We start from the raw sequence: 15,879 nt of genomic DNA, 5'->3' as shown, positions 1-15,879 counted from the left end.
CAGGGTTCATTCCTTGTCAGAGACTTTTTAATATAATGAACGGAGAGAAACTATGAATCGTGTGATTTTAAGTCTTAAAAATATTGATAAAACATATGGGAAAGAACAGGTTTTACATAATATTTCCTTTGATATTGAGCAAGGGGAAATATGTGGTCTTATCGGTGAAAATGGTGCAGGAAAGACAACCTTAATGAGAATTCTTCTAGGACTAATTCAAGCTGATAAGGGAGAAATTGAGAGTGTTTCGCAGCATAAGATTGGTAGTATTATCGAATCACCTGCCCTCTATCCAAACTTGACTGGACGTCAACACCTGCAATATTATAAAACAAGATTTGGTTTAAAGACAGATATCACAAAAATGTTGGAATTGGTTCACTTGCCGGAACCGTCATGGGATCGAAAAGTAAAAAACTATTCCCTTGGAATGAAGCAAAGACTATCGATAGCAATTGCGCTTTTGGATAATCCAGAGCTTATTATCTTAGATGAACCAGTGAATGGTTTAGATCCTCAAGGGATTTCAGATTTAAGAAAAATGATTTTGAATTTACGGGATCAGTTAGGAGTTACTTTTTTAATCTCGAGCCATATTCTGTCAGAATTGGAATTTATAACAGATAAGTATATCATCATGAAAAAAGGAAAGATTCTAAATGTGATGAGTTCAAAAGAGCTAGCAAATGATTTGTCAGAAAAGCTCTTCCTTAAGACGAGTAATAATCAGATTCTAAAAACGTTTTTAAAAGAAGAGGGCATTGTTCATTTTGAGCAGGATGACTATCTGGTTGTGCCAGAAAAGGAAAAATTAATGGCTATCTTGGAATATAGTGTCGTGTCAAATCTAGTGATACAGGATATTTATATTAAGAAAGAACGCTTTGAGGACTACTATTTGCATAATATTATCTGATGATTTAAGAAAGGAGGAGAGTCATGAATTCTCTTAAAGCAGATATGTATAAATTTTACTGGGAAAAAAGAGGAGTACTTCCTAGTTTGTTGATAGGATTATTGATTTTGTTATTCTCCTTATTTTTTAAGTCATCGAATGAAGATGAACCAGCATTTCGAGTATTGATTTCAAATGTGAGTGGTTTTATTCCTTTGCTTTTTATCTCTACTAATTTATTTTTCTGGGGGGAAGATTATAGTTTCCGTACGATTAACATTCTCCTCACAAAAGAAAAACAACGTTGGAAGTTATTTTTATATAAAACTTTGGGAGCCTTTTGTTTGTCTTTCCTATATGTAACTATTTTTTATAGTTTAACAGCCCTCGTCTATTTGGAGGGAGACTTGGTGTTGATTGTTTCGACATTTTTACATCAACTACCATACTATTTGGTTATTATCAGTATCTCATTATTAATTTTTCAAATATTTGATAAGGTTTATGAATCATGTATGATTTATATACTCTATATTTTACTGTTTGATAACCTATTGGTTTATGTCCTTCCAAACTCTGGTGAGAGTGTGAGAGACTATTTATTAATGACTTTAAATTTGAAAACTTCCCCTGGAGTAAGTCAATTTACCCTTACGAATGTAGGCTATCCTATATTGGTAAGTATAGCAGTGATTGTACTTGCGTTTGTTGTATTCAGTAAAAAAGAATTTAAGTAGGAGTACTAATGATGAAAAAAATAGGAATTGTAATTGGGCTGTTGTTACTGTTTGTAGTGGCTGGAATTTTATTAACCTTAAAACGAGGAGAGACGACAATCAGTGTAAAACAATCGTGGGCTCTTTCTTCTAAAAGTATTAAAACGTTAGAGTTTTATGGTTCAAAGCAAGCAATTGATGTTAAAGTTGTCAAGAGTGAATCAGATGAAACAAGTGTTCAAATAGAAGGAAAAGTTTCCGAAGAATCAGTGAATAACATAACTAAAAACGTTAAAATGAGTTCAGATAGTCTATATATTCCATTTTCACAACATGGCTTTAATTTGGCTTTGAGTTCACAAGGGAAAGACAAGTTATATGTAACCATTTCCTTAGGGAAAAATGCAACTTTCGAAAAAATTTTTGTAGATACTCTTGTTGGCGATGTATCTATTACAGTTCCTAAAGATTTTGATGGAATCTATACTTTGCATACAAATAATACAGGAGAAGTTTTAAAGGTTCCTACGACAAATCAAACTTCGAATAGCGTCATTGAAGTTGATGGTTATAGTAAGATAAGTGTTGAAAAAGGAGAAAATAATGGTTAGTCACTATAAACAAGCAACTTTGCTGGATTGTGGAATGGCTTGTGTAAAGACAATCATTTCTTACTATTTCCCAAAATTAGAACATTTAGATAGTCTACAATTTGATAACAATAACCACCAAGGACTGTCTTTGTTTGATATAGAAGATATACTAAAAAGCTATGGTATTGATGCGGATTCTTATCAAATTGAGACTCCTAGTTTGTTAAACAACGTATCATTTCCTTATTTACTAGTAGTAGAAAGAGCTAGCTTGCCTCATTATATCGTCGTGTTGGATGGAGACAGTAGTTCATTGATTGTTTCTGATCCTGCAAATGAGGAAATTGAGAAAATTTCAAGATTAGAACTTTTTAGTCAGAGTGTAGGAATTGTTTTAATTCCTCAAAAGAATGAGAATGTTAATTCAGAAGATAGAAAAGATATTGTTACGATAAGCTATGCAGATAAGTTATATCATAGATTTCTAGCTTCACTTGGTTGGAAGAGAAAATTGGCAATCTTTTTCTTGGGATTAGCTAAAATTAGTTTACCTATTGCTATTGCTTTTTTACTACAAATAACAATGTCTGGTCTACTTAACATTCAGTTTAGTATTCAACTATTTACCCTAGCTTCAATAATATTAGCTTCATATTTGTATTGGCAGTTCTCTATATTAGAAACGAGATTAAAAGGAAAGATTGAGAATAATTTTTTAAATGATATTCTGTCCTCTTTTTATAAGAACCAATTAAATGATTTTTCTTTAACTAAAAATTATGAGTATGTGAGTAGTTATTTTTGGAATTTATTGTTATCAGCAACAGGTATTATGCAAAAATTTTACTTAAAGGTACAGCTTTTAGTGTTTTGTTTGCTACTGTTATTGCTATTAAAATTGAATATTATTATTTTCGCAGTTACATGCGTATCTATAGCTATTCTTGGTTTATATGTCAATTTTGAAATACGAAAAGTTGTAAAAAATCAGCGAGAATTTATTGCTAATAGTTCTAACTTTAGTTCTCTGGTAGAAAATACAATTTATGGTTTGCAAGATATTATAAGTTTCCAAAAATCTAGCGACTTCATCAAAGAATTTGATGAAAGACTCAATGAACTATTGGGAACGAAACTAGATAGTACACATATTACCAATAGATTATTAGCTTCTACGCAGATATTTATTGGTTTAACTGGTTCATTTTTGCTTGCTACTGTAAATATTATTAGAGATTACGCACATATATCGGAGTATACAAATAGTATTTTGATTTTATTACTGTTATCCAGCATTTTAAATTCTTTAATTACATCTTGGGTAGCATTGAAAAAAAGTCAATATTCCTTTGAGTTTATTGGACTAGAGGAAGTAGGGATGGAAAGTAATCTTGCTACCATTCCAGTATCTAAAATTGAACAATTGTCATGCCGGAATTTATGTAAAAAATGGGATGAAAGATTGGTGTTTACTAAATTAAATTTTGAGTTCAATAGTGGTGAATTAACCGTTATTACAGGCGGGAATGGAACTGGGAAATCATCTCTTTTGAATATTATTCAGGGATTATCTTCTCCAACAGAGGGTGATATTGTACTGAATGGAATGGAAAGTTTTTCTACTTTAGAGGAGACTAATATTTTAGATTATTTAAGCGTGTATTCATCTGAATTTCATGTATTCCCTGGAAGTGTTTCAAAAAATATTAATTTCACTCTATTTAATAAGGAAAACTATGAATCAAATAATCTTGATAGTCTGAATCTCAATATAGCTCTAAGTCATCAGATTGATGGGAAAGCCACCAATATTTCGCAAGGTCAGAAACAAAAAATTCTACTCATGAGGAGTTTATCGCAAGAAAAGGACATCTATCTATTTGATGAGCCTACAGGAAATTTGGACAGAAACTCAACTGAATTATTTCTAAATGAGGTTGAGAAATTAGTGAACGAGGAAAAGATTGTTATTGTCGTGACTCATGATAAGGATGTTATTGCTAGAGCAGGTAAAGTTATTAATATGGATGAATTTCATTAAAAGTTAATAAATGGAGATTGGTGGTTTCTAATCTTAATTTTACATATAACTAGTTTGCATAATATTTGGAATAACGAACTTCATAGCAACGTTATCATACTACTGAACTCTAGGAATAAAACCCATCCTAGGACAAAGATTTTAAAGCATTAGCACAAGAAGAGTAAATCAGAAGCAGGTCAATCGACTTGCTTTTTGGTATAGAAAAATCCTGCCATGGATGACAGGATTGAATCTTAAAGAAAGGCTAAGATACGAAGATAATCTCCAATCAGTGCCACTTCAGCTACAAAGAAGAGGAGGATAATGACTCCGTTCACAAGGACAGACAAGAATAATTGATAGAAGGAGTCGGTTTCACTTGCTTGACTTGGCCTTGTAATGATATGGAGACTAGCAAGCAGAATGATTCCAATGCTAATCACACACAAGAGGGCTGTAAATCGCAGGCTATCAAAGAAGGCAAAGAAACTAGCAATAGCAGTGAGGAAGATTGGAATTGCCAAGAGTTGACTATATTGTTGGAGAACCTTTTCTAGCGTCCAGTCCTTTTCTTGGTAGATAAATCGTCTCACGACGAAACTACCCAAGAGGAATGAAAAGAAGAAGAGTGTTGTTGCTACTAGGATAGAGATAATCGAAAAGAGATTCAATGAAGCAAATTGTTCAGGGAAGTGATTATGCATAGTTGCTATATGTCCATAGTAAGCATGTTTGATGTGGTAGATACTAAAGAAAAAGGAAGATGCAGAAAACAGAATGAGCAAGAGAAAGGCTGTGTAGCTGTGTGTGCTACTTGTTTCAAGCTTGCTTGTAGGAGATTTGAGAGCCTCCACTAGCCAAGACCAAAAATCAAGCACTTGTTCTTTCCATCTATCCGTAGATTTTGGAGCTTGGTCGGGGATATAGGGACTTTCTAAGGATTGACTGATAAGAAGGGGCTCTTTCGTGGTTGGTTTTTGCTGAGGAAGTGCTTCTTGACTCTCTTCAGCTATAGTGACTTTTTCTGTTTCTTTAGAAAGGTCTGACTCTTCTTCAGTAGAATCTAATGCTTTCTTTTCTTCTATTTCTGTTCTCGCTTCACTGTCTTCAGGAGCTTCAATTTTCTCTTCTTGCTGGCTTTCCAGTTCGACCTCAGCTTGAGAGACTTCCTCCTCTACTTGAGTATTTTTTTCAATTGGCGTATCGAGATTAGCTATCGTTTCTTCAGCCTTGTCTGCAACATCTTGGGCCTGTTCATCAGGCTTGTTCTTGCTTGTTGTTTTTACAAAATCATTACTTTCAAACCATTCTTGTTTCATGGTAGAACCTCCTTTTTAGTTAGATAAATATGCTTCCATAGTAGCAGATGTAAGCGCTTTTGTCAACGATTTCTAGAAGAAGACTCGTGTTCCTCTGCTTTGAGTAGATAGATATCCTGTTCTGCCCTTGCGATGAGTTGATCTTTTGCATCTGCTTTTTCTGTTTTATAAGGATTGCTTAATCGTTCATTTTTGTTTTCTTTGTTTTTAAACGAACGCCTTCCTTCTCTTAAAAAATGAAGAATAGAGCCATGTTTTGTTGAAAGATCTAAGTTGACTCTTTGTTTTTCTTCTTCGGAAAGTAGCAGTTGTAGGTCTGTTTTCGCTACCAATTCCACCTTACCATGTACTTGGATATTTTCAGCGTGGATGTGATGTTTTGTTGACTCTAGCTGACTATCTGTAAGGTCTGTATCAAAGATATTGATAATATTTTGTGTTGTGAGTTTACTGTTTTTGATACGACTTCCTTCAATTCGGAGGAGATAGCCATTATTGGTATTGATGGTCGCATTTTCAAGACTAGCATTAGTGATACTGGTTTGTCCAAGATTGGCTGACACGTTGATCCCTTTTAGACTTCTTCCCTTTGGAACTTGGAGAATAACTTCATTAAAACGACTAGAGTAGCTACTTGCGATATGGAGAATCCCGCCAATTCCAGAAGAGAGAAACGGAGTTTCAGACAGTTTTTTATCCGTTAGGCTTAGAGTTTTGTCGTTTTGATTCGTAACAAGATCATGGTGAGCAGAGAGTGATGGATGGTAAGAAATGTGGATTTGATCATCCAAAGAGTCTGTGATGGTGAGCGCGTGTTGGTGGAGAGTGATCTCTAGGTTTTCGACTTCCTTGCCAAAGGTCAGCTCTTCCATCCGACTATCATAGACAGGTTCCTTGGACATGGCAAGTAGGCTCTTGATCCCGTCAGATTGGATGCCTACAAAGAGCAGGATAAATCCGATAACGGTAGTCACTACACCAAAAATGAGAAATCCTTTTGTCCATTTACGCATGCTGGTCACCTCTCTTTCCTTTTTTGAGAACAAATTGCACCAGGCGAACAATGAGTAGGCCGAAGAAGCGGGCTACATAGGAAATACCTAGTAAGACTAGCGAAGAAGCACCGATAGCCAGTAAACCAGCACCAAAAATCAAGATAAAGGCTGATTTAGCTTGGGCTAAGACAGTGAAACTTTCAACTAAAAATAGGAATCCGCCGATGATACCAAGTATGGAAACTGCAAAGAAAGCCAGAATGACAGTCAAGGCTGCCACAAAGATTGCGAACAGGGACACGAGGATGGCGATTCCCAGAGGAATACCGATGGGGGCTGCAAGGAGAGCTAACAAGGCGATATGCAAAATTTGTCGGTTATTCTTTTGATCGGGTGCTTCATTGATTTTTTTATCGAGAAGATTGGAGAGAACTTCGTGAGCTGCTTCCTTAGGAGTTCCTAAGCTAGCGATGAGTTCTTCTTCTCCTTCGACTCCAGCATCGTCAAAGAGTTCCCTGAAATAGTCCATGGCTTCAATTTGGTCAGCCTGAGGCAGTTTTTTGAGATAGAGTTCTAGCTGAGTCAGGTATTCAGTTCTTGTCATGGCGGATACTCCCTTCTATGATGCCATTAATGGTGTCTGTATAGAGTGCCCATTCATCTTTCAGGGTCACGAGCTGTTCTATACCACCATTTGTCAAGGAGTAGTATTTGCGCATGCGACCTTGGAACTCTCTAGAATAGGTTGTCAGAAAGCTATTGCCTTCCAATTTTTTGAGAATGGGATAGAGCGTAGATTCTTTGATGTTAGCGATAAGCTTAATGGTCTGGCTAATCTCATAACCATAAGAATCATCCTGCTCCAGTACGGCCAAGATGAGAAATTCAATCAAGGCAGAGGATGTTGGAAAGTACATGGGAAACCTCCTTTTCTAATGTGTAAGATTTTTATATATAATTTTTCTACACATACATTGTACATCTAAATGAAAGCCCTGTCAAGAGAAATGTGTAAAATTTTTATATATAAAAAACTTCTAGCCAAAACTAGAAGTTTAAAGGATTTTATCAGCTCTGTCCACTGTAAAGAGGGCCACAGTCATCAGGATATCGACGAGTAAGAGGGCAGCTACAGCTGGCACCCAAGAGTGGAAAAGGTCAAAACTGTAACCAAAGAGGGTTGGCCCAAAGGCTGCTAGGATATAGCCTCCTGTTTGAGATAAACCAGACAATTGGGCAGTCTTTTCAGGGGCGCTTGTCTTGAGTGAAAAGTTGACCATGAGATAGGGGAAGAGGGCGCTGGTTGCGGTTCCGATGAGGAGATGGATGGCAAGCCAGTAAAAGAAATTATTGATTGGGAAGAAGAGCATGGAAATGCCGACCACACCAGCTAGTGAAACCAGAGCGAGCATGAGCTGACGGTTGCGAGTAGACAAGCTGGTTGTCAGGCTTGGGATGGTCATTGAAAAAGGAATGCTAATCAGAGAGAAGATAGAGGTTAGCAAGCCAGCTTCGTGACTGGATAGGCCTGCATGGATGGCCATGGTAGGTAGCCAGGTCATAGCGGTGTAAAAGAGCAAGGATTGAAAACCTGCAAAGACAATCACTGCCCAGACCTGTTTATTATGCATGACCTTTGTTTTGCTTTTTTGTTTGGTTTGTGGAGCCAGTCTGTGATTATAGCGGTGATTAGGCAGCCAGACCAAAAAAGTTGCTAGGCAGAGCAGGGTGAGGAGGATGATAAGTCCTTTCCAAGAACTGGCTTGTGTAATAGGCACAGCCAGATAGGAGGCCAGAGCCGTTGCAATCCCCATAGAGGTTACATATAAGGTAGTCAGAAAACCAATTTTCTTTGGTTGATTGGCTTGGATAAGACTAGGAAGCAGAACATTAATGACTGCGATACTTGCCCCAACCATCAAGGTTCCTAGATAGAGCAGAGGCAGATTGATTAGTCTAATGAGAGAACCGATGGTCAAGAAGAAAAGGCTATAGGTAAAGAGATGCTCCAAGCCGATTTTTTGAGCCAGTCGGGTAGAAAATAGCGAGAAGAGGGTAAACATGAGGAGAGGAAGGCTGGTCAAGACACCAAGCGAACTAACTTCTACTCCCAGTCCTTGCGAAATATCTCCCAAAATAATGGGTAAAACAGTAAAAGGAGTCCGCAAGGAAACACCAATTAGTATAATACCTGGAACAAAAAAGAGTGATTGCTTTTTCATATAATACCTCTTCTAGCTGATTTTAATAACAGCTTATTTTAAGGTTTTTTCCTTATAATGTCAAGTAAGGTTTTGGGCTTTCAAGATAAAAATGGGAAAGTCTTGAAAATTATGATAAAATAGTGGAAGGAAATCTATACATTGGAGAAAAACTGTGTCTGAAAAGCAAAAAATCAGCGTATTGATGTCGGTCTATATCAAGGAAAATCCGACATTTTTAGAGGATGCTATTGAGAGTGTTCAAAATCAGACCCTGAAACCGAGCGAATTGGTTCTGGTTGAGGATGGGCCTTTGACACCTGAGCTCTATCAGGTATTAGACCAGCTTGAAGCTGAGTCTGATATTCCAGTGAAACGCTATCCTCTTGAGCAGAATCAAGGTTTGGGTCTGGCTCTTCGACAGGGTGTTTTGCAGTGTCAGTACGATATCATCGCTCGTATGGATACGGATGATATAGCTGTTCCAGACCGTTTTGAGAAACAGGTTCAGCTAATGGAGAAGGACAAGCTCGACTTATTAGGTGGACATATTGCAGAGTTTATTGACAATCCTGATGAGATCGTTTCTTACCGTCGTGTTCCGACTCAACATGCAGAGATTGTGGCTTATCAAAGGATGAGAAGTGCCTTTAACCACATGACTGTCATGTTCAAGAAGGACATGGTTCTCAAGGCAGGTAACTATGAGGATGGCCTCTATATGGAGGATGACCTCCTCTGGCTCAATATGATTGCTGCAGGAGCCAAGACTGGAAATCTGGATCAAATCTTGTGTAAGGTTCGTGTCGGAGCAGGGATGTTTGAGCGTCGTGGGGGACTGCGTTACCTCAAACTCTATCGTCAGGCTCGTCAACGGATGCTGAAGAGAGGGCAAATTTCTTACATGGAATATGCCAAGAGTGTTGCCATTCAGATGATTGTTGCCCTTTGTCCCGGATTTGTCCGACAGTTTATTTTTATGAAACTGTTAAGAAAAAGCAATTAAAAGATTGTAGCAAATCGTAAACTAGAGAAAAAGTGTTATAATAACAATATAACTATTCGGCTCTTTTAAGGAGGAGTAAATTTCTATGAATAAAAAACTCACAGATTATGTGATTGATCTGGTGGAAATTTTAAATAAACAACAAAAACAGGTTTTCTGGGGAATATTTGATATTTTGAGTATGGTGGTTTCCATCATTGTATCTTATATCTTATTCTACGGCTTGATTAATCCAGCACCTGTTGACTACATTATCTATACGAGTTTGGCCTTCCTGTTCTATCAATTGATGATTGGATTTTGGGGGTTGAACGCTAGTATTAGTCGTTACAGCAAGATTACGGATTTCATGAAAATCTTTTTTGGTGTGACTGCTAGCAGTATCTTGTCATATAGTATCTGCTATGCCTTCTTGCCCCTCTTCTCCATCCGTTTTATCGTACTCTTTATCTTGTTGAGTACCTTCTTGATTTTATTGCCACGGATTACTTGGCAACTAATCTATTCAAGACGAAAAAAAGGCAGTGGTGATGGGGAACACCGTCGAACCTTCTTGATTGGTGCTGGTGATGGTGGGGCCCTCTTTATGGATAGTTACCAACATCCAACTAGTGAATTAGAACTTGTCGGTATTTTGGACAAGGATTCTAAGAAAAAGGGCCAAAAACTTGGTGGAATCCCTGTTTTGGGTTCATATGATGATCTGCCTGAATTAGCCAAACGCCATCAAATCGAGCGTGTTATCGTTGCGATTCCGTCGCTTGACCCGTCAGAATATGAACGTATCTTGCAGATGTGTAATAAGCTGGGTGTCAAATGTTACAAGATGCCTAAGGTTGAAACTGTTGTTCAAGGCCTTCACCAAGCAGGTACTGGCTTCCAAAAAATTGATATTACGGACCTTTTGGGTCGTCAGGAAATTCGTCTTGACGAATCGCGTCTGGGCGCAGAACTGACAGGTAAGACAATCTTAGTCACAGGTGCTGGTGGCTCAATCGGTTCTGAAATCTGTCGCCAAGTTAGTCGTTTCAATCCTGAACGCATCGTCTTGCTCGGTCACGGGGAAAATTCAATTTACCTTGTGTATCATGAATTGATTCGCAAGTTCCAAGGGATTGATTATGTACCAGTTATTGCCGATATTCAAGACTATGATCGTTTGTTACAAGTCTTTGAGCAGTACAAGCCAGCTATTGTTTATCATGCGGCAGCCCACAAGCACGTTCCTATGATGGAGCGCAATCCAAAAGAAGCCTTCAAAAACAATATCCGCGGAACCTACAATGTTGCTAGAGCTGTTGATGAAGCCAAAGTACCTAAGATGGTTATGATTTCGACAGATAAGGCGGTTAATCCACCAAATGTTATGGGAGCAACCAAGCGCGTGGCGGAGTTGATTGTCACTGGTTTTAACCAACGTAGCCAATCGACCTACTGTGCAGTTCGTTTTGGAAATGTTCTTGGTAGCCGTGGTAGTGTGATTCCAGTCTTTGAACGTCAGATTGCTGAAGGTGGTCCTGTAACGGTGACAGACTTCCGCATGACCCGTTACTTTATGACCATTCCAGAAGCTAGCCGTCTGGTTATCCATGCTGGTGCTTATGCCAAGGATGGAGAAGTCTTTATCCTTGATATGGGCAAACCAGTCAAGATTTATGACTTGGCTAAGAAAATGGTCCTTCTAAGTGGGCACACCGAAAGCGAAATTCCAATTGTTGAAGTTGGAATCCGCCCAGGCGAAAAACTTTACGAAGAACTCTTGGTATCAACCGAACTTGTTGATAACCAGGTTATGGATAAGATTTTCGTTGGTAAGGTTAATGTCATGCCTCTAGAAGCTATCGACCAAAAAATTGAAGAGTTCCGAACTCTCAGTGGAGATGAATTGAAGCAAGCCATTATCGCCTTTGCAAATCAAACAACCCACGTTGAATAAAAAAAGCAAAACGCATATTATCAGGACTTGAAACCTTGGTAATATGCGTTTTGTTATGTAGAGACTTACTTTATTTTCTTCTGAAATGGGGTTGTCGCCCAGTCTCCGTTATATTATTGAAAATACTCCAAAACTTCTATGGGTTTGTGAGCGATAAAATCAGGATGATAGTTTAGCAAGTCTGCTTGCTCTCCAAATCCCCAAGTGACGGCCAATTTCTGAATGCCTGTTTCTTGAGCTCCCATCATATCAAACTTGGTATCTCCGATGATGATGGCTTGTTCCGGTGCTAGTTGATGTGCCTGCAAGGCTTGGCGAATGACATCTGCCTTATGGGGTGCTTTAGGGCTGGAACCATAAATGCTATCAAAGAAATGATAGATTTCCAAGTTTTTAGTCATGTCTTGAGCGGTTGGAGTATTCTTTGTAGTGGTGATATAAAGAGGGTAATTGCTCGATAACTTCTCAAGCAAGTCTACAATCTGAGGAAAGAGTTGAGCTTCATGGATGCCTTTCTCCTTATAGTAAGAACGGTATATCTGGACAGCCTCAGAAATTTGGTCTTTGGGAAGGCAGGTCGCAAAACTACTTTCGAGGGGCGGTCCCATAAAACCACGAATAGTTTTGGCATCAGGGCTAGGTACCCCCAACTCCTTAAAGGTATGGGTAAAGGCATTGTGAATCCCGATAGAACTGTCAACGAGGGTTCCATCCAGATCGAAAAAGATAGCTGTGATAGAGGTCATGGTTTCTCCTATTTTGATAAGTTATTCTCCGAAAATTTCTTTTTGGAGGCGACGACCAGTAGGGGTGGCAGCGAGTCCACCTTCAGCTGTTTCACGAAAGGCAGTTGGCATGCTTGCTCCTACTTGGTACATGGCATCGATAACTTCATCCACAGGAATTTTAGATTCGATACCTGCCAGGGCCATGTCTGCTGCGATGAAGGCAAAGCTAGCTCCCATGGCATTACGTTTAACACAGGGAACTTCAACCAAGCCGGCAACAGGGTCACAGATGAGGCCTAGCATATTTTTAATGACAAAGGCAGTGGCCTGACTGGCCTGATAAGGTGTTCCACCGGCAGCTAGAGTCAAGGCTGCAGCACTCATAGCAGAGGCCGAACCAACCTCGGCCTGACAGCCACCTTCAGCACCTGAGATAGAGGCATTGTTTGCGATGACTAGTCCAAAGGCACCGGCAGCAAAGAGAAAATCCAGCTGTTGCTCGTGGCTGAGGTCTAATTTTTCAATAGCAGCAGTGAGAACGGAAGGCAGACAGCCAGCACTTCCAGCGGTTGGAGTGGCACAAACCAAGCCCATTTTGGCATTGTGTTCATTGACTGCAATGGCATTTCGGGCAGCAGAGAGAATCGTGTAATCTGACAGAGTTTTTCCGTTTTTGATGTAGTGATCCAATTTGGCAGCATCTCCACCTGTCAGGCCACTACGAGATTTATTTTCATTGAGGCCAAGTTGGACAGAGGCTTTCATGACTTCTAGATTGCGTTCCATGAGAAGGAAGACTTCTTCACGTTCGCGACCAGTCAATTCAAACTCTGTTGTAATCATGAGTTCTGCGACATTTCCTTGAAAGTCCAGATCTGCTTGCTCGACCAATTCTTTGATAGAATAAAACATGCTTCCTCCTATTTAAAGAAATTAACATTGTGGAGATGAGGGATTTTTCGAATTTCTTCGATGGCCTCATCACAGTTGCGACTGTCAACTTCGATAATCATAATGGCTTTTTCACCAGCTTTTTCACGAGTAACATTCATCTGGGCGATATTGATACCATAGCGTGAAAGAGCCTCTGTTACGAGGGCAATCATACCTGGAATATCTTGATGAACAATGATGATAGTCGGTGTATTCATATTGAGAGAGACGGCAAAGCCATTGAGTTCGGTTACCTGAATATTCCCTCCCCCGATAGAAATACCAGTCACACTGATGGTCTTGTGAGCATTTTTGACGGTAATTTTAGTGGTGTTTGGGTGAGGAGCATTGCTGTCTTTTTGAATAGTCCAGACAATCTTGATGCCACGCTTGTGGGCAATTTCCAGACTGTTTGGAATTTCAGGATCATCTGTATCCATGCCTAAAATACCAGCAACAAGGGCTAGGTCTGTCCCGTGACCACGATAAGTCTTGGCAAATGAGTTAAATAGTTGGAATTCGACTTCTGTCGGAGTATCATCAAAAATGGAAGATACAATCTTCCCAATACGAACAGCACCAGCGGTATGGCTACTAGATGGGCCAATCATAACTGGTCCGATGATATCAAAGACAGATTGAAAACGAAGTGATTTCATCAGTTTCCCCTTATAAAAATTCTTATCTCTATTATATCAAAGAATGAGTATCTTGACTTTAATTGTAGATGAAAACCTTTTTAATGCCACAAATAGCATAAAATAGCGACTTTTATGACAAAAATGGCTTATTTAGGGAAATAAAAAATAATTTTGTAATATTTCTACATAAAAGTGTCAAGAAACAGTAATATTTAAAGGGTATGATAGTACTATAGAAAGAAGGAGAATTTTCGAATATGAAATCAACAACTAAAAAGATTAAAACAACTCTTGCAGGAGTAGCTGCCTTGTTTGCAGTATTTGCTCCATCATTTGTATCTGCTCAAGAATCATCAACTTACACTGTTAAAGAAGGTGATACACTTTCAGAAATCGCTGAAACTCACAACACAACTGTTGAGAAATTGGCAGAAAACAACCACATTGACAACATCCATATGATTTATGTTGGTCAAGAGTTGGTTATCGATGGCCCTGTAGCTCTTGCTGCAACACCAGCGCCAACTACTTATGCAGCCCCAGCTTCTCAAGATGAAACTGTTTCAGCTCCAGTAGAAGAAACTACAGAAGTAGCAGAAGAAGCAGCTCCAGTGGCAAGCACATCTGCAGCAGAAGAAACTGTTGCTACAGCAGAAACTTCAGCACCAGCTGCAACTGTAAGCGGATCTGAAGCAGAAGCTAAAGAATGGATTGCACAAAAAGAATCAGGTGGTAGCTACACAGCTACAAACGGCCAATACATCGGACGTTACCAATTGACAGATTCATACTTGAATGGTGATTACTCAGCTGAAAACCAAGAACGTGTAGCAGATGCCTACGTTGCAGGACGTTACGGTTCATGGTCAGCTGCTAAAAACTTCTGGCTTAACAACGGCTGGTATTAAGAAATAATGAACAGAATAATTTGAAAAAGTCGAGGAAATCCCTCGACTTTTTTATATTTCTTTCGGTTGATAATAGATCTCCACTTCTTTTTTGAGAAAGGCTAGAATGGAAGTTTCATCGGTCAGCTCTAGAAGGGAGAACCCTTTTTGGATAAGTTTGGCATCATCCCTACAAATCCCAATACGGACATAGCAGATAGCAAGCATATCGTAGCTTTTCTTATTCTTGGCATCCTCTAGTAAAGTATAGCAGATTTGTTGACACATGTTTTTGTCTTGATGGTATAAGTAAATGGTGGAAAGGTTGAGTAGGATTGCCATTCGTAAGTCATATAAATGTTGGTAGTTTTTATAGACTTCCAAGCGTTGCAAGATTTTTTCAGTGATGAGATGGAGGTGTTCAATAGGAAAGCTGAAAAGGATGGTATTGAGGATTTTTAGGTCACTTTCATACCATGTATCTTGTTTTTCAATTTTTTCCCAAAGTTTTTTGACAGTTTGTTTCACTTGGTCTGACAGTTGCTCTGTACCATGTTGACGAATATGAATGACAACTTCAAGCATATCCCTGATTTCTTCTATAGGCAGGTCGTGATGGGTCTTGAGATAGTTTTGGCATGTTTCAAAAAAATGAACTAGACCACTGCCACCAATGGTGGAATTCATATTGAGATAAGTTTGCATGATTTCTGTTCGTTGGCTCGGCTGATAGAGATGGCAGATGTAGTCAAACTCTTCAAAACTCATATTAATCTGTCGGAGAAGAAAATCCATATTTTCATATTTAGGAGTTGCCTTGCCACTTTCAATCTTTGATAGGCTGGTTCTTGAGAGGACACTCCCACAGACCTCTTCTTGGGTCAATCCTTTTGACTCGCGTATTTCTTTATAGACCTTTCCCGAAATCATATTGCATAATTTTCTTCTTTTCGTGAAAAGTTAACAAACAATAAAATCCTAGCAAAAATATTGTATAATAGTAATA

Annotated in this window: 15 protein-coding genes and 1 pseudogene; 7 read left to right on the top strand and 9 right to left on the bottom strand. The window is 38.7% G+C overall.

The window, feature by feature from the left end:
- Positions 1-52 precede the first annotated feature (52 nt).
- From N8M16_RS03495 to N8M16_RS03480, 4 genes are read left to right on the top strand one after another with little or no spacing between them, the layout of a single operon-like run.
- On the top strand, positions 53-916 hold the full coding sequence (locus tag N8M16_RS03495; RefSeq protein WP_020902118.1) for an ATP-binding cassette domain-containing protein: 864 nt from the start codon (positions 53-55) through the stop codon (positions 914-916).
- A 23-nt stretch (positions 917-939) separates the two neighbouring features.
- Positions 940-1,632: a hypothetical protein gene (locus tag N8M16_RS03490; RefSeq protein ID WP_020902117.1), complete on the top strand. Its 693-nt coding sequence runs from the start codon at positions 940-942 to the stop codon at positions 1,630-1,632.
- Between the two features lie 8 nt (positions 1,633-1,640).
- Positions 1,641-2,222 (top strand): hypothetical protein, encoded by a 582-nt coding sequence (locus N8M16_RS03485; RefSeq protein WP_020902116.1) that lies wholly within the window; start codon positions 1,641-1,643, stop codon positions 2,220-2,222.
- Positions 2,215-4,245 (top strand): ATP-binding cassette domain-containing protein, encoded by a 2,031-nt coding sequence (locus N8M16_RS03480; protein WP_084887745.1) that lies wholly within the window; start codon positions 2,215-2,217, stop codon positions 4,243-4,245. The genes N8M16_RS03485 and N8M16_RS03480 overlap by 8 nt, the downstream gene beginning before the upstream one ends.
- Positions 4,246-4,481: 236 nt before the next feature.
- Here the strand turns inward: N8M16_RS03480 and N8M16_RS03475 are convergent, their stop codons facing one another.
- The 5 genes from N8M16_RS03475 to N8M16_RS03455 form a co-directional block, all read right to left on the bottom strand.
- Positions 4,482-5,546, bottom strand: coding sequence for a DUF6574 domain-containing protein (locus N8M16_RS03475; protein ID WP_261069633.1), 1,065 nt, complete (start codon positions 5,544-5,546; stop codon positions 4,482-4,484).
- A 62-nt stretch (positions 5,547-5,608) separates the two neighbouring features.
- The gene (locus N8M16_RS03470) at positions 5,609-6,559 is read right to left on the bottom strand and encodes a DUF4097 domain-containing protein (protein ID WP_261069632.1); all 951 of its coding nucleotides are present in this window, start codon (positions 6,557-6,559) and stop codon (positions 5,609-5,611) included.
- Positions 6,552-7,145: a DUF1700 domain-containing protein gene (locus tag N8M16_RS03465; protein WP_000198703.1), complete on the bottom strand. Its 594-nt coding sequence runs from the start codon at positions 7,143-7,145 to the stop codon at positions 6,552-6,554. Before N8M16_RS03465 ends, N8M16_RS03470 begins: the two co-directional genes overlap by 8 nt.
- Positions 7,132-7,458, bottom strand: a complete 327-nt coding sequence (locus tag N8M16_RS03460; protein WP_000273858.1) for a PadR family transcriptional regulator — start codon at positions 7,456-7,458, stop codon at positions 7,132-7,134. Before N8M16_RS03460 ends, N8M16_RS03465 begins: the two co-directional genes overlap by 14 nt.
- Before the next feature lie 138 nt (positions 7,459-7,596).
- Positions 7,597-8,763, bottom strand: coding sequence for a CynX/NimT family MFS transporter (locus N8M16_RS03455; RefSeq protein WP_261056426.1), 1,167 nt, complete (start codon positions 8,761-8,763; stop codon positions 7,597-7,599).
- A gap of 154 nt (positions 8,764-8,917) precedes the next feature.
- Between N8M16_RS03455 and N8M16_RS03450 the strand changes: the two genes are divergently transcribed.
- Together N8M16_RS03450 and N8M16_RS03445 are read left to right on the top strand one after the other, a co-directional pair.
- Positions 8,918-9,748 carry a glycosyltransferase gene (locus N8M16_RS03450; protein ID WP_261017549.1) on the top strand — a complete coding sequence of 277 codons (831 nt, stop codon included), beginning with the start codon at positions 8,918-8,920 and terminating at the stop codon, positions 9,746-9,748.
- An 85-nt stretch (positions 9,749-9,833) separates the two neighbouring features.
- Entirely contained in the window at positions 9,834-11,684 is a 1,851-nt protein-coding gene (locus tag N8M16_RS03445) for a polysaccharide biosynthesis protein (RefSeq protein WP_261069631.1), read from the top strand.
- A gap of 113 nt (positions 11,685-11,797) precedes the next feature.
- On the opposite strand, the gene N8M16_RS03440 is transcribed toward N8M16_RS03445, so the two are convergent.
- Genes N8M16_RS03440 through sdaAB form a run of 3 tightly spaced genes read right to left on the bottom strand, consistent with a single transcriptional unit; the run spans position 11,798 to position 14,004 of the window.
- A complete protein-coding gene (locus N8M16_RS03440; RefSeq protein WP_000200878.1) occupies positions 11,798-12,430 on the bottom strand; it encodes an HAD-IA family hydrolase in 633 nt (210 codons plus the stop codon).
- Positions 12,431-12,451: 21 nt separating this feature from the next.
- Positions 12,452-13,324, bottom strand: coding sequence for an L-serine ammonia-lyase, iron-sulfur-dependent, subunit alpha (sdaAA, locus tag N8M16_RS03435; RefSeq protein ID WP_261069630.1), 873 nt, complete (start codon positions 13,322-13,324; stop codon positions 12,452-12,454).
- 8 nt (positions 13,325-13,332) lie between these two features.
- Entirely contained in the window at positions 13,333-14,004 is a 672-nt protein-coding gene (gene sdaAB / locus N8M16_RS03430; RefSeq protein WP_000838912.1) for an L-serine ammonia-lyase, iron-sulfur-dependent subunit beta, read from the bottom strand.
- 239 nt (positions 14,005-14,243) lie between these two features.
- Here sdaAB and apf point away from each other — a divergent pair, with 239 nt between their 5' ends.
- Positions 14,244-14,894 carry an aggregation-promoting factor gene (gene apf / locus N8M16_RS03425; protein ID WP_261069629.1) on the top strand — a complete coding sequence of 217 codons (651 nt, stop codon included), beginning with the start codon at positions 14,244-14,246 and terminating at the stop codon, positions 14,892-14,894.
- A 51-nt stretch (positions 14,895-14,945) separates the two neighbouring features.
- Here apf and N8M16_RS03420 read toward each other — a convergent pair.
- Positions 14,946-15,810: pseudogene (locus N8M16_RS03420) on the bottom strand (helix-turn-helix domain-containing protein).
- Positions 15,811-15,879: the final 69 nt, after the last annotated feature.

This window comes from Streptococcus mitis, assembly GCF_946188375.1.
GTDB classification, from domain to species: domain Bacteria; phylum Bacillota; class Bacilli; order Lactobacillales; family Streptococcaceae; genus Streptococcus; species Streptococcus mitis_CX.
Note: the sequence above shows the minus strand (reverse complement) of the source record. Positions and strands in the feature narration are given on the sequence as shown.